Annotated in this window: 19 protein-coding genes and 1 pseudogene; 16 read left to right on the top strand and 4 right to left on the bottom strand. The window is 67.3% G+C overall.

Annotated elements, in window-relative coordinates:
- Positions 1–5 precede the first annotated feature (5 nt).
- Complete coding sequence (locus IMZ29_RS05190; protein WP_216181455.1) at positions 6–647, bottom strand: gamma-glutamylcyclotransferase; 642 nt, start codon at positions 645–647, stop codon at positions 6–8.
- Between the two features lie 170 nt (positions 648–817).
- Between IMZ29_RS05190 and aroA the strand changes: the two genes are divergently transcribed.
- From aroA to IMZ29_RS05170, 4 genes are all read left to right on the top strand, one after another.
- Positions 818–2,164 carry a 3-phosphoshikimate 1-carboxyvinyltransferase gene (gene aroA, locus IMZ29_RS05185; RefSeq protein WP_216181452.1) on the top strand — a complete coding sequence of 449 codons (1,347 nt, stop codon included), beginning with the start codon at positions 818–820 and terminating at the stop codon, positions 2,162–2,164.
- Positions 2,161–2,814, top strand: coding sequence for a (d)CMP kinase (gene cmk, locus IMZ29_RS05180; RefSeq protein WP_216181449.1), 654 nt, complete (start codon positions 2,161–2,163; stop codon positions 2,812–2,814). The genes aroA and cmk overlap by 4 nt, the downstream gene beginning before the upstream one ends.
- Before the next feature lie 187 nt (positions 2,815–3,001).
- Entirely contained in the window at positions 3,002–4,714 is a 1,713-nt protein-coding gene (gene rpsA / locus IMZ29_RS05175) for a 30S ribosomal protein S1 (RefSeq protein ID WP_216181446.1), read from the top strand.
- 24 nt (positions 4,715–4,738) lie between these two features.
- Positions 4,739–5,029 carry an integration host factor subunit beta gene (locus tag IMZ29_RS05170; RefSeq protein WP_216181443.1) on the top strand — a complete coding sequence of 97 codons (291 nt, stop codon included), beginning with the start codon at positions 4,739–4,741 and terminating at the stop codon, positions 5,027–5,029.
- A gap of 15 nt (positions 5,030–5,044) precedes the next feature.
- Here IMZ29_RS05170 and IMZ29_RS05165 read toward each other — a convergent pair whose 3' ends face one another.
- Entirely contained in the window at positions 5,045–5,995 is a 951-nt protein-coding gene (locus IMZ29_RS05165) for a LysR family transcriptional regulator (RefSeq protein ID WP_216181440.1), read from the bottom strand.
- A gap of 90 nt (positions 5,996–6,085) precedes the next feature.
- Between IMZ29_RS05165 and IMZ29_RS05160 the strand changes: the two genes are divergently transcribed.
- The 12 genes and pseudogenes from IMZ29_RS05160 to IMZ29_RS05105 all read left to right on the top strand — a co-directional run bounded on the left by IMZ29_RS05160 (position 6,086) and on the right by IMZ29_RS05105 (position 16,738).
- Positions 6,086–6,604, top strand: coding sequence for a DMT family transporter (locus IMZ29_RS05160; protein WP_216181437.1), 519 nt, complete (start codon positions 6,086–6,088; stop codon positions 6,602–6,604).
- Positions 6,605–6,757: 153 nt separating this feature from the next.
- Positions 6,758–7,090, top strand: coding sequence for a LapA family protein (locus tag IMZ29_RS05155; RefSeq protein WP_216181433.1), 333 nt, complete (start codon positions 6,758–6,760; stop codon positions 7,088–7,090).
- 13 nt (positions 7,091–7,103) lie between these two features.
- Positions 7,104–8,336 carry a lipopolysaccharide assembly protein LapB gene (gene lapB, locus IMZ29_RS05150; protein WP_216181428.1) on the top strand — a complete coding sequence of 411 codons (1,233 nt, stop codon included), beginning with the start codon at positions 7,104–7,106 and terminating at the stop codon, positions 8,334–8,336.
- A gap of 58 nt (positions 8,337–8,394) precedes the next feature.
- Positions 8,395–9,261 (top strand): D-glycero-beta-D-manno-heptose-7-phosphate kinase, encoded by an 867-nt coding sequence (rfaE1, locus tag IMZ29_RS05145; RefSeq protein ID WP_216181655.1) that lies wholly within the window; start codon positions 8,395–8,397, stop codon positions 9,259–9,261.
- Complete coding sequence (gene rfaD, locus IMZ29_RS05140; RefSeq protein WP_216181425.1) at positions 9,258–10,253, top strand: ADP-glyceromanno-heptose 6-epimerase; 996 nt, start codon at positions 9,258–9,260, stop codon at positions 10,251–10,253. Before rfaE1 ends, rfaD begins: the two co-directional genes overlap by 4 nt.
- A 195-nt stretch (positions 10,254–10,448) precedes the next feature.
- Positions 10,449–10,931, top strand: a complete 483-nt coding sequence (locus IMZ29_RS05135) for a ComEA family DNA-binding protein (protein ID WP_371820117.1) — start codon at positions 10,449–10,451, stop codon at positions 10,929–10,931.
- Between the two features lie 24 nt (positions 10,932–10,955).
- The gene (gene cysM, locus IMZ29_RS05130) at positions 10,956–11,867 is read left to right on the top strand and encodes a cysteine synthase CysM (RefSeq protein ID WP_216181422.1); all 912 of its coding nucleotides are present in this window, start codon (positions 10,956–10,958) and stop codon (positions 11,865–11,867) included.
- 496 nt (positions 11,868–12,363) lie between these two features.
- Positions 12,364–12,732, top strand: a pseudogene (locus tag IMZ29_RS05125) (Csu type fimbrial protein); the annotation flags it as partial.
- A 56-nt stretch (positions 12,733–12,788) separates the two neighbouring features.
- Positions 12,789–13,490, top strand: a complete 702-nt coding sequence (locus IMZ29_RS05120; RefSeq protein ID WP_216181419.1) for a fimbrial biogenesis chaperone — start codon at positions 12,789–12,791, stop codon at positions 13,488–13,490.
- Between the two features lie 88 nt (positions 13,491–13,578).
- Positions 13,579–15,828 carry a fimbria/pilus outer membrane usher protein gene (locus IMZ29_RS05115; RefSeq protein ID WP_216181416.1) on the top strand — a complete coding sequence of 750 codons (2,250 nt, stop codon included), beginning with the start codon at positions 13,579–13,581 and terminating at the stop codon, positions 15,826–15,828.
- On the top strand, positions 15,804–16,307 hold the full coding sequence (locus IMZ29_RS05110) for a Csu type fimbrial protein (protein WP_216181413.1): 504 nt from the start codon (positions 15,804–15,806) through the stop codon (positions 16,305–16,307). Before IMZ29_RS05115 ends, IMZ29_RS05110 begins: the two co-directional genes overlap by 25 nt.
- A 65-nt stretch (positions 16,308–16,372) precedes the next feature.
- Positions 16,373–16,738: a hypothetical protein gene (locus IMZ29_RS05105; RefSeq protein ID WP_216181410.1), complete on the top strand. Its 366-nt coding sequence runs from the start codon at positions 16,373–16,375 to the stop codon at positions 16,736–16,738.
- A 42-nt stretch (positions 16,739–16,780) separates the two neighbouring features.
- On the opposite strand, the gene IMZ29_RS05100 is transcribed toward IMZ29_RS05105, so the two are convergent.
- On the bottom strand, positions 16,781–18,268 hold the full coding sequence (locus tag IMZ29_RS05100) for an efflux transporter outer membrane subunit (RefSeq protein WP_216181649.1): 1,488 nt from the start codon (positions 18,266–18,268) through the stop codon (positions 16,781–16,783).
- 61 nt (positions 18,269–18,329) lie between these two features.
- A complete protein-coding gene (locus tag IMZ29_RS05095) occupies positions 18,330–21,503 on the bottom strand; it encodes a multidrug efflux RND transporter permease subunit (RefSeq protein ID WP_216181407.1) in 3,174 nt (1,057 codons plus the stop codon).
- Between the last annotated feature and the right edge of the window lie 204 nt (positions 21,504–21,707).

Raw genomic sequence — 21,707 nt, 5'->3', positions numbered from 1 at the left:
GCCGATCAGCCGGCGGGGACGGCCTCGGCAGCCACGTCGAGCTGGTGCACGATGCGTTCGAGCCGATGATCGGCGATGCCGTGTTCACGCAGCGCGCGCGCCGTGCTGGCCACGTAGTCGACGCACTGGCCATAGCGCCCGCAACCGCGACGCACCGCCGCGATCACCTCGTCGCGGGTGAGCTGACCGGCATAGCCCGGGCTGTTGCGATCCATCACGAAGACGAGGGCGCGCACGTCGCCTTGCGCCGTTTCGCACCGCAGCCAGCGCGGCAGGTAGGCGCCTGAGGGCATCTCGCGCTCCCAGAGCGCCGGGAAGACCGACGGGACGTCTGCGCTCGCCAGGCGAAACGCCATGCCCCGGCAGGCGCCGCCGCGGTCCAGGCCGAATACCAGGCCCGGGTTCTGGGGGGTGCCGCGGTTCACGCGCGACCACAGGCACAGGGCGCGGTGATAACCGCGCACCATACCCAGGCGTTGTTCGGTGTGCGCGAACTCCGGCTTCCAGATGAGCGAGCCGTAGCCAAAGATCCACAGATCATCGTCACCGTTCCAGCCGGCGGCGAGCGTGGCGTGCATGGAGGCCTGGCGTTCCTCAGGGGTCAGCAGGCGAAAGTCGGTGGGGCAGGGGGCAGCAGACACGGACATGGAGGCAAATGCGGGGGCGTCAGCGCAGCGCGCGGGAGGATCCCGGCCGGCGGGATTCCGCCGATATCGCGAGGCGCAAGACGCATTCTGCGCCTTTTTGGTCTAATCCGGATAGTCGTCGTCCGTGCGCCGCCCTCATGGCGGGCCGGCGGCTTTTGCGAGATCTCATCATGTCTGACCCGACCCCCGCCCCGGCGCACGCGCGCCTGGAAGCCCTCACACTGCCCCGCGTGCGTACCGCTCGCGGCACCGTGCCGATGCCCGGTTCCAAGAGCATCTCGAATCGGGCGCTGCTCCTGGCCGCGCTCGCGCAAGGCGAGACCACGCTCACCGGCCTGCTCGATTCGGACGACACGCGGGTGATGCTCGCGGCCCTGCGCACGCTGGGCGTGGCGGTGGACGAGTCGCCGGTGCGAACGCGCGTGGGCGGCGGTGGCTTCACGGTGCGCGCGGCCGACATCTTCCTCGGCAACGCCGGCACGGCGTTTCGTCCGCTCACGGCCGCGTTGGCGCTGTCGGACGGCGAGTACCGTCTGTCGGGCGTGCCGCGCATGCACGAGCGCCCGATCGGGGATCTGGTCGACGCGCTGCGCGCCTGGGGCTGCGTGATTGATCACGAGGGCCAGGCGGGGTATCCGCCGCTGGCCATCCGGCCCGCCGGCGCGCTGCGCCTGGATGCCCCGGTGCGCGTGCAGGGCGGCGTCTCGAGCCAGTTCCTGACCGCGATCCTGCTGGCCGCGCCGCTCGCCGCCGTGCGCGCCGGGCGCCCGGTGCAGGTCGAGGTCGAGGGCGAACTCATCTCCAAACCCTACATCGACATCACGCTCAATCTGATGCGCCGCTTTGGCGTGACCGTTGCGCGTGATGGCTGGCAGCGGTTCACGGTGCCCGCCACGCCCTATGTGTCGCCCGGCACGCTGGCCATCGAGGGCGACGCGTCCTCGGCCTCGTACTTTCTCGCGCTGGGTGCGCTGGGCGGTGGCCCGGTGCGCGTGACGGGCGTGGGTGCGGACAGCATCCAGGGTGACGTGGCCTTTGCCGACACGGTCAAGGCGCTGGGCGCACAGGTCACGGCCGGCCCGGACTGGCTCGAGGCGAGCGGGGCGAGTGTGGCCGACGGTGCCCGGCTGCGCGCCTTCGACACGGATTTCAACCTGATCCCGGATGCTGCGATGACGGCCGCCGTGATGGCGCTCTTTGCCGACGGCCCGTGCCGCCTGCGCAACATCGGAAGCTGGCGGGTGAAGGAGACCGACCGCATCCACGCCATGCAGACCGAGCTCGCCAAGCTTGGCGCAGGCGTGACGGCAGGTGACGACTGGCTCGCCATCGTGCCGCCGGCGCTCGCGGGGGGTTGGACGGCTGGCGCGCGCATCGGCACCTACGACGATCACCGCATGGCGATGTGTTTCTCCCTGGCGGCGTTCGGGCCGGCCGAGGTCGTGATCCTCGACCCCGGTTGCGTGAGCAAGACCTTCCCGACCTATTTCGACGTCTATGGAGGGCTCGTGGCATGACGATTCCTGTCATCACCATCGATGGCCCGACCGCGTCGGGCAAGGGCACCGTGGCGGACGCCGTGGCTCAGGCGCTGGGCTGGCACGTGCTCGACAGCGGCGCGCTCTACCGGCTCACGGCCCTGGTCTGCCTGCGTCGCGAGATCGATCCGGACAGCGTGCGCGCGGTCGCCGACGTCGCGCGCACGCTGGATGTGTCCTTCAACGACGGCATTCGGCTCGCGGGCGAGGCGGTGAGTCTCGAGATTCGAGCCGAGGCCGTGGGCAACCTCGCCTCGCGCGTGGCTGCCTACCCCGAGGTGCGCGAAGCGTTGCTGCAGCGCCAGCGGGATTTCCGCGTGGCCCCAGGACTGGTGGCCGACGGGCGCGACATGGGGACCGCCGTGTTCCCGGATGCCGGCCTGAAGGTGTTTCTCCTGGCAAGTGCCGAGGCGCGCGCGGCCCGGCGGCACAAGCAGTTGATGGAAAAGGGGATCCCCGCTACACTAGGCGACCTACTGGAAGATCTGCGCGCGCGCGATGCGCGTGACACCGGGCGTGCGGCATCACCGCTCAAGCCCGCTTCCGATGCCAGGATTCTCGATTCGTCCGATTTGTCGATCGATGAAACCGTGCAGCAGGTACTTGCATGGTATGGCCATCCCGGTTGATGCAGCAGCGTTGATGCAGGCACGAGCCCGTCGTGAACGGGCTCCCGGGTAGGGCACATCACCACGCCCCGATTCGCAGCAAGCCCCTCGGATCTGACACTTCCGGGGTTTTTGAACTCCATCGTCAGCGGTAATCCCGCCGTTTTCGGTGTGCAACCGGCCAATTCCGGCCATGGACCTTACCTTAATGTCTTCGGTTTCCGACCAAACCCTCGATAGCGGCATGGAAAGCTTTGCCGCCCTGTTCGAAGAGAGCATCAAGAATCAACAGATGAAGTCCGGCGAGGTCATCTCCGCCGAAGTGGTCCGTATCGACCACAACTTCGTCGTCGTCAACGCCGGCCTCAAGTCCGAAGCGTTGATCCCGCTTGAGGAATTCCTCAACGACCAGGGCGAGCTCGAAGTCGAAGAAGGCGACTTCGTGTCCGTGGCCATCGACTCGCTCGAGAACGGCTACGGCGACACCGTGCTGTCGCGCGATCGCGCCAAGCGCCTGTCGGCCTGGCTGAACCTGGAAACCGCGCTGGAAACCGGCGAGCTGGTGAGCGGCACCATCACCGGCAAGGTCAAGGGCGGCCTCACGGTCATGACCAACGGCATCCGCGCGTTCCTGCCGGGTTCGCTGGTCGATCTGCGTCCGGTCAAGGACACCACGCCGTACGAAGGCAAGACGCTCGAGTTCAAGGTCATCAAGCTCGATCGCAAGCGCAACAACGTCGTGCTGTCGCGTCGTGCCGTGCTCGAGGCCAACATGGGCGAAGAGCGCGAAAAGCTGCTCGAAACCCTGCACGAAGGTGCGATCGTCAAGGGTATCGTCAAGAACATCACCGATTACGGTGCGTTCATCGACCTCGGCGGCATCGACGGCCTGCTGCACATCACCGACATGGCCTGGCGCCGTGTGCGTCACCCCTCCGAAGTCCTGTCCGTTGGCCAGGAAGTCGAAGCCAAGGTCCTCAAGTTCGACCAAGAGAAGAACCGCGTCTCGCTGGGCGTCAAGCAACTGGGCGAAGATCCGTGGATCGGCCTGGCCCGTCGCTACCCGCAAGGTACGCGTCTGTTCGGCAAGGTCACCAACCTGACCGACTACGGTTCGTTCGTCGAAGTCGAAGCCGGCATCGAAGGTCTGGTGCACGTCTCCGAAATGGACTGGACCAACAAGAACGTCGATCCGCGCAAGGTCGTGACCCTGGGCGACGAAGTCGAAGTCATGGTTCTGGAGATCGACGAAGACCGTCGCCGTATCTCCCTGGGCATGAAGCAGTGCCGCCAGAATCCGTGGGAAGAGTTCTCGATCAACCACAAGCGTGGTGACAAGGTCCGCGGCGCCATCAAGTCGATCACCGACTTCGGCGTGTTCGTCGGTCTGCCCGGCGGCATCGATGGCTTGGTCCACCTGTCCGACCTCTCCTGGAGCGAAACCGGCGAAGAAGCCGTGCGCAACTTCAAGAAGGGCGACGAAGTCGAGGCCGTGGTTCTGGGCATCGACACGGACAAGGAGCGCATCTCCCTGGGCATCAAGCAGCTCGAAGGCGATCCGTTCAACAACTTCGTGGCCACCTACGACAAGGGCGCCGTGATGTCGGGCACCGTCAAGTCCGTGGAGCCCAAGGGCGCCGTCGTGACCCTGTCGGTGGACGTGGAAGGCTACCTGCGCGCTTCCGAGATCTCCTCGGCGCGCGTGGAAGACGCCACGACCCTGCTGAACGTGGGCGACACCATCGAGACGATGATCGTCAACATCGACCGCAAGACGCGTTCGATCCAGCTGTCGATCAAGGCCAAGGACAACGCAGAGACGGCTTCGGCCATTCAGCGCATGTCCGACGCCAGCGCGTCGTCGGGTACGACCAACCTGGGCGCACTGCTCAAGGCCAAGCTCGAACAGCGTGACAACTAAGTCACGTCGATCGGCCCCAGCCCTGTGACCAAGTCGGAACTGATCGCTCGTCTGGCCGCGCGCTACCCTCAACTGGCAGCGCGCGACGTGGACTTTGCCGTGAAGACGATGCTCGATGCGATGGCCCAGGCCCTGGAGGCCGGCCAGCGCATCGAGATCCGGGGCTTCGGCAGCTTCTCGCTGTCGTGCCGACCGCCGCGCATCGGCCGCAATCCCAAGTCTGGCCAGCAGGTGATGGTGCCCGAAAAACGGGTGCCACACTTCAAGCCGGGCAAGGAATTGCGCGAGCGCGTGGACATGAAAGCAGCCGGGTGATCCCCGGCTGTTTTTTTATGGGCGCGCCGAACGCACCTTGTCCGCGTGCGCCGTGCGCGATCCATCGCCATTCGTGCAGGCACGAATCAGATCACGTAGCCACCGGCACCCGGGGTCGGCCTGGCGCCGCTCATGCCATGCCTGATGAAAGGCAAAACCTGGCAGGGCGAGCGGCGGTGCGAACGCACGCAAACCCGTGTTGCGCGGCAGCGTGTCGAGCGTGCGGCTTGCCACCGTGAGCACGAGATCGGTCCCCGCCAGCACCTGCGTCGATGCCTGCCAATGCGGCAGGACGAGCGCAACGCGTCGGCTCAGCCCCTCGGCGGCGAGCGCCATGTCGATCTCGTTGTCACCCCCGGGGCGCATGGCGACCAGCACGTGCGGGCGCGCGAGCCAGTCCGTGAGCGACAGGCGCCCGCGTGCGGGCAGCGAACGCCGATCGGCCACACTCACGAACTGTTCATCGAAAAGCGTTTCTCGCGCGATGTCGTCCGGCACGGTGGGAAAGACGCCCAGTGCCACGTCGATCTCACCATCGGTAAGCTGCGCGAGCATGGCCTGGCGGCTCGCCTGGGTGACGGCAATGTCCACCGTGGGTGCGTGCTGGCGCACGTGTCGCATCAGACCGGGCAGCACCAGCTGGGCGGCGTAGTCCGACAGTGCCAGCCGGAACTGGCGGTGTGCGTGCGCGGCGTCGAATGTCGGTGCTCGCAGCAACCCATTGAGTTGTCGCAAGGCATCGTCCAGCGGGCGTACCAATGCCTGCGCGGTGGGGGTCAGCGTCAACCGTGCGCCCTCGCGCACCAGCAGCGGGTCCTGGAACACCTCACGCAGTTGCGCCAGCGCATGGCTCACCGCCGGTTGGCTGCGGTGCAGGCGTAGCGCGGCACGCGTCACGTGGCGCTCGGCCAGCAGAGCGTGCAGCGCCAGCAACAGGTTCAGATCCATCCGTCTCAGTTCATCCATGACGCGAATGGTAGACGTGCACAGAACGAATTTCCATTCGTACGGTGGATCACGCATCCTGACGTGCCCGTTCATCGAAGGAGTCTTGCCATGCCCGCTGCCTGGTGTGTATCTGCAATCCTGCCCACGTTGGTGGCCGTCGCCGCCGGCGCCGCCGTGCCATTTCAGGCCGCCAGCAATGCGGCGCTCGGGCGTGCTTTGGGGCATCCGCTGTGGGCGACCCTCGCATCGCTTGCGGTCAGTGCACTGGTCGTGTTGCCTGTGATGCTGGCGCTGCGCGTACCCGCGCCGATGCTTGGGGCGGCGCTGCACGGTCCGGCGTGGCTCTGGTTGGGCGGGGTGGCAGGCGTGGCCTACATCACTGCAGCCCTAGTGCTCACACCCAAGCTGGGGGCGGCCGGTTTCATCGTCGCCGTGGTGGCCGGGCAGATGCTGGCCTCGCTCCTCATCGATCACGTCGGGGCGATGGGGCTGCCGGCGCGGCCCGTGGGCGCCGCGCGCCTGTTGGGCGTAGCGCTGATCCTGGCGGGTATGGTCACGGTGCAACTCAGCCAGGGTGTGCCGCCTGCCGCCACGCCGGCTCCGCAGGTCGATGCCGAGCGTCATTGAGCGGCCGCCAGACTTCGCGAAAGGCGTCTGCGCGCTCGGGCCGCGCTGGCCGAATGCCCCGAAGACGCGGCGCGCCACGACCTGTCAGCGGGGCTTTTCGCTTGGCCGGCATTCGCCCTTACAATCCCGGTTTTGAGGATTCGGAGCGAACCAATGCGTTATGTTGTCTGGGGCCTGCGCCTGCTTGTGTTCGTGGCGGTTTTGATGTTCGCCCTGAAGAACACGGACCCGGTGACGGTTCGCTTCTACGCCGACCACCTCGTGACCGAAGTGCCGCTCATCGTGGTCATGCTGTCCACCTTCGTCGTGGGCGCGATCTTCGGCCTTCTGCTCACGGTGCCCGCCAATCTGCGCCGCCGCCGCGAGCTTGCCAAGGTGCGTCGCGAGAACGAGCGGCTGCGCCAGTTCGAAGCCGAGCACACGGCGCGCACCCAGGCCAACGCCGCGCCCTCGCCGGACGAGGTCGCGCCGCTGTCTCCGCTCTGAGATCGCGCGCATCGTGGATTTCGAACTCTGGTGGTTGATCCTCGTCCCCGTGCTGTTCGGGCTGGGATGGGTGGCCGCGCGCGTGGACGTGCGGCAGATGCTCTCCGAAACCCGCAAGCTGCCGGATTCGTACTTTCGCGGCCTGAATTTCCTGCTCAATGAGCAGCCCGACCGCGCCATCGACGCCTTCATCGAGGTGGCCAAGCTCGATCCGGAGACGGTCGAGCTGCACTTCGCTTTGGGCAGCCTCTTTCGCCGCCGCGGCGAGCTCGAACGTGCGATCCGGGTGCATCAGAACCTCCTGCAGCGCACGGATCTGCCGGATCGTCAGCGCGATCAGGCTTTGCACGAGCTTGCCCAGGATTACCTGAAGGCGGGCATGCTGGATCGCGCAGAGGATGGCTTTCAGCGCCTGACGGGCACGCGCTTCGCGGCCGACGCGCTGCGCGCCCTGATCCGCATCTACGAGGCCGAGCACGATTGGCCCCGCGCGATCCAGGCGGTGCAGACGCTGCAGGGCTTGGTGGATCAGCCGGTGCCCCAGGCCGCGCATTATCACTGCGAGCAGGCCGCCACGGCGCTGGCGGCGACGCCCCCGGATCTGGAAGCCGCGCACGTGGCCCTGGACGCCGCGCAACACGTGGCGGGTGACACCGAAAGCGGCACGGCGCCGAGCCGGGTGCGTATCGGGCTGCTGCGGGCCCGGCTTGCGGCGCTCGAGAACGATGCGCGCACCGAGCGCATGCAGCTGCAGCGCGTGGTGACCGAGCAGCCTGAGTTCGCAGGTATGGCTGCGCCGGCGCTCTTTGCCAACCACCGCCAGGATGGCACACAGGACCAGGCCCTGGCGCTCATGCAGTCGGTGTACCAGCGCCAGCCGTCGTTCGACGTGTTCGATGCGATCTTCCAGGCGCTCAGCAAGGACCAGGGCAATGCACCCGCCTGGCATTTTGCGCGCGACGCGTTGAAGAAGCAGCCCTCGCTGCTGGGGCTGGACCGTCTGCTGCAAGCGCAGTTGCAGCGGCCCAAGGAAGGCGACGCACCCGCGGATGCGGACGATGCCTGGGTGTCGGACGCGGATGCTACGCTGATGCGCAGCCTCATCGGCAAGCACACCCAGCGCCTTGCGCGCCACGCCTGCAGCGCGTGCGGATTCCGCGCTCAGCGTTTCTATTGGCAATGCCCGGGCTGCAACGCCTGGGAAACCTACTCGCCTCGACGGCTCGAAGAACTTGAAGGCAACTGACTCCGTGTTTCCCGCCCAGGCGATCGCACGCACTCGCGTGCTCGTCGTGGGCGACGTGATGATCGACCGGTACTGGTTCGGCGACGTCAACCGCATCTCGCCGGAGGCCCCGGTGCCGGTGGTGCACGTCTCGCGCAGCGAGGATCGCCTGGGCGGCGCAGCCAATGTGGCGCGCAACATCGCGGTGCTCGGCGCGCACGCCACGCTCGTGGGCGTCGTGGGCCGGGACGACCCGGGTGCGGCGCTGGCGCGTCTTGCAGCGGCCGACGGCGTCACGGCGGCGCTGGTGGAGGACACCATCCCCACGACGGTCAAGATGCGCGTGATGGGGCGCCAGCAGCAACTGCTGCGGGTGGATTTCGAGGAGCGCCCGTCGGCGCTGGCGGTCGATGCCCTGGTCGCGCAGGCCGTGCCCTTGATCGCCCAGCATGACGTCGTCGTGCTGTCCGACTACGCCAAGGGTGCGCTGGACCGCGTGCAGGATCTAATTGATGCGGCACGCGCCGCAGGCAAGCCGGTGCTCGTCGACCCCAAGGGCCACGACTACGGCCGGTATCGCGGTGCCAGCCTGGTCAGCCCGAATCGATCCGAGATGCTGGATGCCGTGGGCCGTTGGCGCGACGAGGCCGAACTCGCCACGCTGGCCGAAGGCCTGCGTCAGCGCCTGGACATCGAAGCCCTGCTCGTGACCCGCTCTGAGCAGGGCATGACCCTCTTTTCGCCAGAAGGCCGCCATCACGTGGATGCACAGGCCCAGGAAGTGTTCGACGTGTCCGGCGCCGGTGACACCGTGCTCGCCACGCTCGCCGTCACCCGCGCGGCCGGGCTGCCGTGGCGCGACGCGATGGCCTGGGCCAATCGTGCGGCAGGCATCGTCGTCGGCAAGCTCGGCACATCCGTGATCCATCCGGAGGAATTGGCATGATCATCGTCACCGGCGCAGCCGGCTTCATCGGCAGCAATCTCGTGCAGGGCCTGAACGCCCGCGGCATCACCGACATCCTCGCGGTGGACGATCTCACCGACGGCGACAAGTTCGTCAACCTGGTCGATGGCCGCATTGCCGACTACATGGACAAGGACACGCTGCGCGCGCGCGTGGCGGACGGCAGCCTGCCGCGCATCGACGCCGTGCTGCACCAGGGCGCCTGCTCGGACACCACCGAGCGCAACGGCCGCTACATGATGGACAACAACTTTCGCTACACGCAGGAGCTCTTCGAGTTCTGTCAGCGCGCGAAGGTGCCGTTCCTCTATGCGTCGTCGGCGGCCACGTATGGCGCCGGCCCGGTCTACCGGGAGGACCCGGCCAATGAGAAGCCGTTGAACGTCTATGGCTACTCCAAGCTTCTCTTCGATCAGGTGTTGCGCCAGCGGATGGACGGACTGACGGCACCGGTCGTGGGGCTGCGCTACTTCAACGTCTACGGCCCGCGCGAGCAGCACAAGGGCCGCATGGCCTCCGTCGCGTTCCACAACATGAACCAGTTCCTCGCAGAAGGCCACGTGCGGCTCTTCGGCGGCTGGGATGGTTATGCCGACGGCGGGCAGTCGCGCGACTTCATCGCCGTCGAGGATGTCGTGGCCGTGAACCTGCACTTCCTCGACAAGGGCGGGCCATCCGGCGTCTACAACTGCGGCACGGGGCGCGCCCAGCCCTTCAACGATGTGGCCGTGGCGGTGGTGAACACGCTGCGTGCCGAGCGCGGTGAGATCGCGCTGTCGCTCGACGCCCTGGTCGCTCAGGGGTTGCTGCGCTACGTGGCGTTTCCGGACGACCTGAAGGGGCGCTACCAAAGCTTCACGCAGGCCGATACCACGGCCTTGCGCGCCGCGGGTTTCACCGCGCCGATGCGCGACGTGAGCACGGGCGTGGCGGATTACGTGCGGTGGTGGCGCGCGCGGCAAGGCGGCTGATCCGGCGCTGCCGGCGGCGCGTGTCCCGGGGTTGTTGCCTCGAGGCCGCGCTGGGCGGACGCCCGCGTACGTGCTGGCACCGAGTGGAATTCGCACGCAGTATGACGGCCAGCCCCGGTGGCTTCACGGCACCATGGCGCTGACTGGCGAGGACACGCGTCGCGTGCCGCAGGCCAGTCCCGTCTGGAGTTGACCGTGAACCCCTTTCTCGCTGCGGCGCCCGCCGCACCCGCTGTCCCCGCGCTGCCGCGTCATCCTCACCCGGTACGTCCCGCCGTGCGGGGCAGGCAGGCGGGACAATGGATGCGACGCTTTCACCAGGCCGCGCGTGCCATGGCGCTCGCGGCGGGGCTCGGTCTGGCCTCGGCCGCTCACGCCGTGGATGTGAACTCGGCGAGCGCCGAGCAACTGGAGACGCTGCGTGGCATCGGTCCTAAGACCGCCCAGATGATTCTCCAGGAGCGCGCTCGCAGCGGGCCGTTTTTATCGCTGCAGGATTTCACGGAGCGGATTCGCGGCATCGGCCCTAAGCGGGCCGCCGCCCTGCAGGCGGCGGGCCTTCGCGTGGGTGGGGGTGAGAGCACAGGCGCCGCCATACCCCGGTCCGCTGCCGCGCCGATCCCGCGCCAGGCCTGGAGCGAGCCGGTCATCACCGAGGTGGCGCCGTTCGATCGCTGAGGCGCGCGGCGGTATGATTGAACAATGGACACTCACGCTTATCCCACCATCGAGCAGACGGTCGGCAATACGCCGCTCGTCCGGCTCCAGCGCCTGCCGGGGCAGGCCAATGACGCCCGCGGCAACGTCATCCTCGCCAAGCTGGAGGGCAACAACCCGGCGGGCTCGGTCAAGGACCGTCCGGCACTGTCGATGATCGTGCGCGCCGAGCAGCGCGGCGACATCCAGCCCGGTGACACCCTCATCGAAGCCACCAGTGGCAACACCGGCATCGCGCTGGCGATGGTGGCCGCGATGCGCGGCTACCGCATGGTGCTCATCATGCCGGACAACCTGTCCGTGGAGCGCCGCGCCGCCATGAAGGCGTATGGCGCGGAGTTCATCCTGACACCGGCCTCGGCCGGCGGCATGGAGTACGCCCGGGACCTGGCGATGAAGATGCAGGCCGAGGGCAAGGGCAAGGTGCTCGACCAGTTCTCGAATCCCGACAATCCGCTGGCGCACCTGGAAGGCACCGGCCCGGAGATCTGGGAGCAGACCGGCGGGCGTGTGACGCACTTCGTGAGCGCCATGGGCACGACCGGCACGATCACCGGTGTGTCCCGGGCCTTGAAGGCGCTCAACCCGAGCATTCAGGTCGTGGGCGCGCAGCCGGAAGAGGGCTCGCAGATCCCGGGCATCCGCAAGTGGCCGGAAGCCTATATGCCGAGCATCTATGACCCGAGCGCCGTGGATCGTCTGGAATCCGTCAGTCAACATGATGCCGAGACGATGGCGCGCCGCCTGGCGGCAGAAGAAGGAATCTTTGGCGGCATCTCCGCCGCAGGTGCGCTCGTGGCTGCATTGCGCGTGGCCGAGACGGTCAGCAACGCCACCATCGTCTTCATCGTGTGTGATCGGGGCGACCGATATCTGTCGACGGGCGTCTTCGACTAAGCCCGCCCACCATCCGGTCTACACCAGCCAGCTGCAGTATCGGGCTGGCTTTTTTGTGGCCGAAAGGCTGGGCGTGAGCAGGAGGTGTGCCGACGCAATCGAGTGTGATGTGCGCGTTAGCGTGCGCCGCAAGTCGTGATTTGGCACAGCGCGCGGCGGGCAAGATCGGCGGCGATAAGATGAATCACGCATCACGGCACGGGCGGCATGAACCCCGTTCATGCGCTTGCCTCCGAAATCAACTGGCTGTGTACGGCAGGAGGGGGTGTGAAGCCGATGCTTGCAAGCTTGGCATTATCGACGACGATGGCTGAATTTACATCGCTTTATTTCGCAATGTGACTTTTTCGCTCGGAGGTACATGATGATCAGAATGCGTCCCTCGCAAATCAAGGTGTTGGCCGGCATCGCGCTGTCATTTCCTGGGCTCGCCCTGGCAGCCACTGCCACCACCACGCTGAGCGTCACGGCTTCCGTGATTTAGGCCTGCACGGTCACAGCCACGCCGCTTGCGTTCGGCAACTACGACCCGACAGCCGCCGCGGCGCTCAACGGCACGGCAACCGTCACGGTCAACTGCACCTTGGGCACCAACTACGCGGTCGGGCTCGGCCCGGGCTTGCACGGTGGCTCCGTCACGACCCGCCAGATGCAGGGGACGACAAACACGGCGGCCTTGCTCAACTATGCGTTGTACCGGGATACCGGCCGCACGCAGAACTGGGGTACGGCCACCGGCGCCACGGTCACGGGCACGGCCTTGGCCACCCCGACGGCGCTGACCGTCTACGGGCAGATCCCGGCCGGGCAGAACGTCGCCGCCGACGCCTTCACCGATACCGTCCAGGTCACGGTGACGTACTGATGCGCGCCCGTGCCAGGCGTGTGACAGGCAGCGCGGCGTGGTCAGGCGTGGCACTGATGGCGGGGCTCCTTGCGCAGGGGGCCGTGCTCGCTGCTCAACTGCAGATCTCCAGCACGCGGATCGAGCTGTCCCCGGAGCGGCCCATCGCCTCGCTCGAGGTGCGCAATGGCAGTGACGAGACGATTGGCGTGCAGGCGGATGTCGTGGCGTGGTCGCAGGACGCCACGGGGGATGTCTATACGCCGACACGCGATGTGCTGGCCAATCCGGCCATTTTTCGTCTCGCCCCGGATAGCGCCCAGGTACTGCGCTTCGGTCTGCAGCCTGGCGATGCCGGCGCGGCGCGCAGCTATTGGCTGTTCGTGCAGGAGTTGCCGCGCGAGAACAGCCCGCCCGGGGTCGTGCAGACCCTGCTGCGGTTCTCAGTGCCGATCTTCGTGCCGGTCGAGGGCAACGCGCCTGACCTGCGCTGGCAGCTCGTGTCCGACGGCAAGCGCGGTGCAGATCTGATGCTGGGCAACGAGGGCACGCGACACATCCAGGTCACGCGGCTGCGGCTGCGGGACGACAAGGGGCAGACGCTGGCCGATCAACGCCTCTCGGCGTATGTCCTGCCGGGCAGTGCGCAGCGGCTGCCGGTGAGCCTGCCCGCATTGCCCGTGGGCCAGGCCATCCGCATCGAAGTGGAGTCCGACTACGACGTCGGCGTCGCTCCGGTCTCGGTAGACGTGCAGCATGCGGGCCGGGCGAGCCGCTGACAGACTCGTCCGTGTCCTCGTCGCGGTCGGCTGTGTGCTGACCCTGTCAGGCCCGGGCCTCGCAGCGCCGGCCGCCGATGTACCGTGCGTGGCCGATTGTGCGACGCCGATGGCGCTGGCTGTCGTCGCCGTCGTGGTGAACGGCTATGACGCCGGCAGTCTCGTGACCGCCGCGCGGGTGGGCGATCGCTGGTTCCTTCGCCCGGCCGACATGCTCAGCCTGGGCTGGCGCCCGACGGCGCTGCCTGCGCCAGGTGCCAATGCGCCGGCCGGTTTCGTCGAACCGGCGGCAACGCCCGGCGTGCAGGTGCGGTTCGAAGAAAACAGCCAGACGCTCTACGTCACCGTGCCGGACGGCGAGCTGGAACCCCAACGTCTGGAGGCGACGTCGGCATCCGTGCCGCTGCCCACCGGCACGGTGTTCGGCGCCTTTCTGAACTACGACCTGGCCGCGGAGCGCACGCCGGCAGGGCAGTCGGCCACGGGCTACTTCGACAGCGGCATCTCGGACGATTGGGGGCTCGTGTCCAACAGCGGCGTCGTGTCTTCCTCGCCCCTGCAGCGTGGTGCAACGCGCCTGGACTCCTACTTCCAGCGCGAGGACGCGGCACGGCTGCGGCGACTGAGGATTGGCGATAGCGTGACACGCAACGCCGACTGGTCTTCACCCGTGCGATTCGCCGGTATCCAGTACGGGAGCGACTTCGCGCTGCGCCCCGACTACATCACGTTCCCGACGCCCGGGTTCACGGGGTCGGCCGCCGTGCCCTCCGCGGTGGAGCTGTACGTGAACAATGCCTTGCGCTATCAGTCCCAGGTGGATCCGGGACCGTTCGCGCTCGACCAACTGCCCGTGGTCACCGGCTCCGGCGAATTGCGTTTCGTGATCCGGGATCCGGCGGGCATCGAGCGCACCGTGACGACGCCGTACTACGTGAGTTCGCAGCTGCTGCGCGCCGGCCTCACGGCCTACTCGGTGGAGGCCGGGGTCGTACGGCGCAACTACGGGGTGCGCAGTGCCGACTATGGCCAGCCGATCGTCTCGGCCAACTGGCGCCATGGCCTGACGGATTCGCTCACCGTGGAACTGCATGGTGAAGGCAACGCCCGCCATCGTGCCGGTGGCGCGGGAGCCACCTGGGTGTGGCCGCGATGGGGCGAATTCTCCGCCGCAGTGGCGGGCAGCCAGGGGCGGGGGCAGGGTGTGCTCGGGCGCGTCGGCTATGCACGCATGGGTCGCACCTGGAATATGTCGACCACCTACGAACGGGCGAGCGATGGATACCGGCAACTGGACGAGGAATTGATCGGCACCGCGCCACGCACGCAATGGCAGACAGTGGCCGGCGTCTCGCTGGGCGGGGCGGGCACAGTGAGCTTCGCGTTCAGCCGGCTCAGCTACATCGAAGGCAGCGATGTCCGGCTCTGGTCGGCCAACTACGCCATACCGGCCTTCGAACGCGGCTACCTCAATGCCTACGCGCTGATGACTGAGGTCGCGGGCAATGCGCGCTCTACGAGCGTCGGTTTCATGCTCACCTTCCCGTTGGGCGAGCGGCGCTATGCCATGACCACGGCGGAACGGCGCGACGGCCACTGGGGCGGGCGAGCAGAGGTCCGGCAGGACGCGCCCGCGGACACCGGCATCGGCTATCGGGTTGCGGCCTCGCAAGGCATCTACAACCGCCGCGAAGCCGAGCTCGGCTGGCGCACGCGCCATGGCGTCTTCACGGCGCAGGCGGTGCATGAATCCCAGGGCGTGTCGGGCCGTTTGCTGGCCAGTGGCGGCGTGGGCTATGCCGACGGCATGGCCTTCGCAAGCCGGTGGATCGACAATGGATTCGCCGTGGTCACCGTGCCGGATTCGCCCGGCATCGGCGTGTATCGCGAGAACCAGCCCGCAGCCGTCACCAACAAGGAGGGTCGTGCGCTCGTGACCGACCTGAGGGCCTACGACGCCAACCGACTGAGCATCGATGATCGGGATCTGCCGATCGCCGCGTCGGTGTCCTCGGACGACATCACGGTGGTGCCGCGCTTTCGGGGTGCGGTGGCGGCGCGCTTCGCCGTCTCGCGCGAACGCAGTGCCACGCTCATCGTCCATCTGCCGGATGGGAGTCCCCTGCCGCCCGCGCTCACGATCAGCAGCCCCGGGCGGGCCGAGACGGCGCTGTCCGGTTACGAGGGCAAAGTATTCATCCAGTCGCCGCGGGCGGGTGAGCGCTGGACGGCTCGCGGTAACGACACGGCGTGCGCCTTCACGGTGGGTGCAGTGCCTGACAACGACGTTCTGCCTTTGCTGGGACCTTATCGATGCGAACCCGTGTCTGCGCCCTGACGCTGGGCTTTCTGGGGATGACGGGCCTCGCGTCAGGCGCGCAGGCGCAGTGCATCATCTGCAGCTGCTCGGCGAGCGTGCCGACGCCGGTGAGCTTCGGCAGCTACAACCCCACGTCCACGGTCGACCTGGATATCGCCGGCCGCATCACGCTGTCGTGCCTGTCGGTGGCCGTGCCCACGACGATCGCCGTCTCGATTGCCCTGAACGCCGGCACGGGATCCGGTGGTTCTTTCACGCCGCGGCGAATGCGTTTTGGCGCCACGAAAACATTGAATTACAATTTGTTTACTACTGCTGGCAGGACGACGATCTGGGGGACGGGCACCGGCGGCTCCTCGGTCAGGACAGACAGTATCCCGCTGTCGCTCCTGGGTACGGTCAGCCGCAGCTACGATGTCTTCGGCAGAATTCCGAGCGGTCAGAATGTCCCGCCGGGTCTTTACACCGACATGGTCACCGTCACCTTCACCTTCTAGCCTCGGCCGGCCCGAGGCTGGCGCCATGCCCGGCTTCACCATCTTTCGGGTTCACTATGCCTCGCATGGATCGTTGCATCACCGCCCTCCTGGGAGGCGTGGCCCTCGTTCTGTCCACCCAGGGATTTGCGCGCGAGCACAAGGACGGCATGCAGGTGGGGGCGATGATCCTGGCCAGTTGCCGGGTGTCCGTGCAGAGCGCCACGGATGTGGCATCGCCGCCGGCCCGGGACCGCGCCCTGTCGGTGGCTTGCCCGCGGCAGACGGCATTCCAGGTGATGATGGATTCACGGGCGAGTGACTACCCGCCGCGTGGGCTGGTGGCCACCCCGTTCATGGCGCAAGGGCTTGCGCCGGAGGTGGTGCACTTGGCGACGCCGGTGGTGGAGGTCAGTGGGGCGAACGTGCAACGCGTCACGATCGAGTACTGAATCCATCGAGCGGCAGGCACTGCCCGCCGCACGACGCCCGCATCAGCGGCCCAGGGCCTCCGGGCCCGTCGCAGGGGCTTGGCTGCGCGTGCCGGGGTTCGTGCCGCCGGCCACCGTGTTTTCCAACCAGCCACCGCCCAACGCCTTGTAGAGCGCCACGCGATTGGCCTGCTCGGCGAGCCGGGTGGACACGAGTTGCTGCTGCGCCTGGAAGAGCGTGCGCTCGGCATCCTGCACGGCGAGGAAGTTGTCCACGCCGTTGTCGTAGCGCAGCTGCGACAGCGAGAGCGATTCGCGCGAGGCGGCCACGAGTGAATCCTCGGCCTGCAGTTGCTGGCTGTAGGTGGCCGTGCCGGCGAGCGCGTCGGACACTTCGCGGAACGCTTGCTGGATGGTGCCTTCGTATTGCGACACCGCGATGTCGCGACGCACTTCCGCCAACGCCAGCTGATTGCGCAGGCTGCCCCCCGCGAAAATGGGCGCGGTGATCTGGGGCGAGAAGCTCCAGGCGCCCGAGCCGCCGCCGAAGAGCCCCGAGAGTTGGGCGCTGGCCGTGCCGAACATCGCCGTCAACGAAATCGTCGGGAAGAACGCCGAGCGGGCCGCGCCGATGTTCGCGTTGGCCGAGAGCAGCTGCTGTTCGGCGGCCAGCACGTCCGGGCGGGCCAGAAGCACCTCGGAGGACACACCCGTCGGGATGTCCGACAGCAGATCGCCGAGGATGAACGCAGCCTGGGCGTTGGTGGCGGTGCTCGTCTCGGCGCCGCCCGTGAGCAGGCGCAAGGCGTTGGCCGCCTGCAGGCGGGCGCGCTGCGCCGCGAAGAGGTTGCTGCGTGCCGTATCGAGCAGGGTGCGTGACTGGTTCAGCTCCAGCGAGGAGCCGACGCCCGCATCCACGCGGCGCTGCACGAGATCCAGCGAGGTGGTGCGCGAATTCAGCGTGCGCTGGGCAAGGTCGATGTTGACCTCCGCCGCGATGAGGTTGAGGTAGGCCTCGGCCACCTGCGAGATCAGCGAGATTTGCACGTTGCGTCGCGTCTCCTCGGTGGCCAGGTACTGGCCCAGCGCGGCGTCTGACAACGCGCGCACGCGCCCGAAGAGATCGATCTCGAAGGTGGGCATGGACACACCCACCTGATACTGGCTGCCGATCGAGGCATCGCCACTGGGCGACAGATCGCCCGGCGTGCGCTGGCGCGTGCCCGTGGCGCCCACGCCCACGGAGGGCAGGAGCGCCGCGCGCTGCACGTTGTATTGCGCACGGGCGGCTTCGATGTTGAGCACCGCCACGCGCAGGTCGCGGTTGTTCTCCAGTGCGCTTGCGATCAGGCTCTGCAGCTGCGGATCGCGGAAGAAGGCGCGCCAGCCCACGCCGGCGGCCGGCGTAGACAAGGTGTCCGCGCTGCTCGCCACGCCCTCGCCGGTGGCGGCAATGGGCCACTCGGCGGGGATCGGGGCGACCGGGCGATCGTACTTGGGCACGAACGAGCAGGCCGAGATCAGCACGGCAAGCGCCACGGGGGCGAGCATGCGCGCCGCGCGGGGCGGGCGCACACCGCGCACGGGCACGGCCGGCGCGGCAACGAGGGTATCAGTGTGCGGCATGCGGCTGTTCCTTCTGGGGAGCCTGGACGGGCGTGACATCGTCTTCGTCGTCATGGTGCAGCTTGCCCGACTTCACGCGGAAAAGCTTGAGCACGGCGACGAAGAACACCGGCACCAGGAAAATGGCAAGCAGAGTGCCCGAGATCATCCCGCCCAGCACGCCGATGCCCAGGGCACGCTGGCTGGCGGCGCTGGCGCCCGAGGCGAGGGCGAGCGGGATCACGCCCATGGTGAAGGCGAGCGAGGTCATCAGGATCGGACGGAAACGCAGACGGGCGGCCTCGATCGTGGCTTCGAGCAGGCCATGCCCTTCGGCATACAGGTCCTTGGCGAATTCCACGATCAGGATGGCGTTCTTCGCTGACAGGCCAATGATGGTCACCATACCTACCTTGAAGAACACGTCGTTGGGCATCCCGGCCAGGGTCACTGCCAGCACAGAGCCCAGAAGGCCCAGCGGCACCACCAGCACCACCGAGAACGGAATGCTCCAGCTCTCATAGAGCGCGGCGAGCAGCAGGAACACGGCGAGCAGCGAGAGCGAGATGAGCAGCGGCATCTGCGCGCCAGAAATGCGCTCCTGCAGCGACTGGCCCGTCCACTCGTAGCCGATGCCTGCCGGCAGCTGGGCCGCGATCTGCTCCATGGCATCCATCGCCTGGCCGGTACTCAGCCCTGGCTTGGCGTCACCGGCGATCTTGAACGCGGGATAGCCGTTGTAGCGGTCCATGCTCATCGGGCCTTTGGTCCAGTCGACCTTGGCCACGGTGTCCAGCGGCACGGGCTGTCCCTGCGCATTGAGCACGTTGAGCTTCAGGATGTCTTCCGTGGTCATGCGTTGCTGACCGTCGGCCTGGATGATCACGCGCTGCATCCGCCCATCGTTGGCGAAGTCGTTCACGATGCTCGAGCCGAGAGCGGCCGACACCGTGGCAGCGATGTTGGCGAAGGGCACGCCCTGCGCACTGGCCGCTTCGCGATCGATGTTCAGGTGGATCTGCGGTGCGTCTTCCAGACCCTCGGGGCGAGCGTACGCGATGACAGGGTGGTTGTTGTTCGCCATCCCGAGCATCTGGTTGCGGGCCGCCAGCAGCGTCTCGCGACCCACGTTGGCGCGATCCTGCAGTCGGAAGGTGAACCCGCTCGCGTTGCCCAGTTCCGGGATGGCCGGGGGCACCAGCGAGAAGAATTCCCCGTCACGGATCGTCTGCGAGAACGTCCCCGTGGCCATGTTGCCTTCTGCCATGGCGGTGGTGTCACGCTCGGACCAGTCCTTGAAGGTGGTGAAGGCCAGGCCTGCGTTCTCACCGGCGCCCGAGAAACTGAAGCCCATGATGGAGACCATGCCTGCGACCGACGGGCGGGCAAGGAAGTACTCTTCCATCTGCTTGATTGAATTGCTCGTGCGCTCCACCGTGGCGCCCGGGGGCAGCTGCACGTTGGTCACGACGTAGCCCTGGTCTTCCACCGGCAGGAAGGACGACGGCAGGCGCAGGTAGAGAAAGCCCAGCAGGACGACGATGAGCGCGTAGACCACCATGAAACGCCGGGGGCGATGCACGAGGCGCGTCACGCCATTCTGGTAGCGCTGGGTGCCGCGAGTGAACGAGCGATTGAACCAGCCGAAGAAGCCTTTGCGATCCGCATGGTGCTGCGGATTGATGGGCTTCAGGAGCGTGGCGCACAGCGCCGGGGTGAGCGAGAGCGCGAGAAAGCCCGAGAACGCGATCGAGACCGCCATGGAAATGGCGAACTGCCGATAGATCACGCCCACCGAGCCGCCCATGAACGCGAGCGGGATGAACACGGCCGAGAGCACCAGCGTGATGCCGATGATGGCGCCGGAAATCTGGCGCATGGCCTTGCGCGCGGCCTGGCGGGGCGACAGCCCCTCTTCGGCCATGATGCGCTCGACGTTCTCCACGACCACGATGGCGTCATCCACCAGAATCCCGATGGCGAGCACCATGCCGAACATGGTGAGCACGTTGATCGAGAATCCAGCCATGTACATCACCCCGAACGTGCCGAGCAGCGCGATCGGCACCACGATGGTGGGGATGAGGGTGTAGCGGAAATTCTGCAGGAAGAGGAACATCACCAGCACGACCAGCACCACGGCTTCGAGCAGGGTGTGGATCACCTTCTCGATCGAGGCGCTCACGAAGGGCGAGGTGTCGTAGGGAATGCTCCACTCGATGCCGGCCGGGAAGAACGGCTGGAGTTCCTCCAGGCGCTCGCGCACGGTGTTGGCCGTGGCCAGCGCGTTGCCGCCCGTGGCGAGCTGGATGCCGATGGCCGCAGCCGGGTTGCCGTTCAGGCGGGAGTTGAACTGATAGCTCTCAGAGCCGATCTCGACGCGGGCCACGTCGCGCAGATAGACGTTGGAGCCGTCCGTGTTCGCACGCAGCACGATGTTGCCGAATTCTTCCGGCGTGGCGAGCATGCCGCGCACCACGATGCTCGCGGACAATTGCTGGCCTTCGCTGGCCGGTGCGGTGCCGATCGAGCCTGCAGGCACCTGCGTGTTCTGGCTGCTGATGGCCGAGTTCACGTCCTGCAGCGAGAGCTGGTAGCCCACGAGCTTGGCCGGGTCCACCCAGATGCGCATGGCGCGTTCGGCCGCGAAGAGCTGCACCTTGCCCACGCCGGGCACGCGGGTGAGTTCCTCGATGATGTTGCGCGAGGCGTAGTCAGCCAGATCCGGTGCCGGCACCGAGCCGTTGGGCGAGCTGAGCGCCACGACCATCAGGAAGTTCGAACTGGCCTTCTCGACGTTCAGACCTTGCTGGGTCACGCTCTGCGGCAGGCGCGACTCGACCCGGCGAATGCGGTTCTGCACGTCCACGGCCGCGAGATCCGGGTCCGTGCCCGGCTCGAACGTGGCCGTGATGGTGGCGCGCCCGTAGGAGTCGCTGGAGCCTTCGAAGTAGAGCAGGCCTTGCGCACCGTTGAGCTCACGCTCGATCAGGCTCGTGACCGATTCGTCCACTGTTTCGGCCGAGGCGCCGGGGTAGACGGTCTCGATCGTGACGCTGGGCGGGGCGACGGCCGGAAACTGCGCGATCGGCAGGTTCGGGATGGCCAGCACCCCGGCAAGGATGATGAACAGCGCCACAACCCAGGCAAAGATCGGGCGGCTGATGAAGAACTGAGGCATGTGGATAACCTATCCGATAGGGTCCCGAAGGCGCGCGAGGCGCGCCGTGTGAGGCGCTCGCCGTGCCGCCCACCGATACGGGCGGCGCCACGAGCGACACGGTATCACTGGGCGTTCGCGGCCTGACCTGAGCCAGCTGCCTGACCTGCAGCAGCGCCGTCACCGGCGGTGGCGCCACCGGCGGGCGCTGCCGCCGCGCCTTGG

It is taken from the genome of Verticiella alkaliphila, assembly GCF_018904615.1.
Lineage (GTDB): Bacteria > Pseudomonadota > Gammaproteobacteria > Burkholderiales > Burkholderiaceae_B > Verticiella > Verticiella alkaliphila.
Note: the sequence above shows the minus strand (reverse complement) of the source record. Positions and strands in the feature narration are given on the sequence as shown.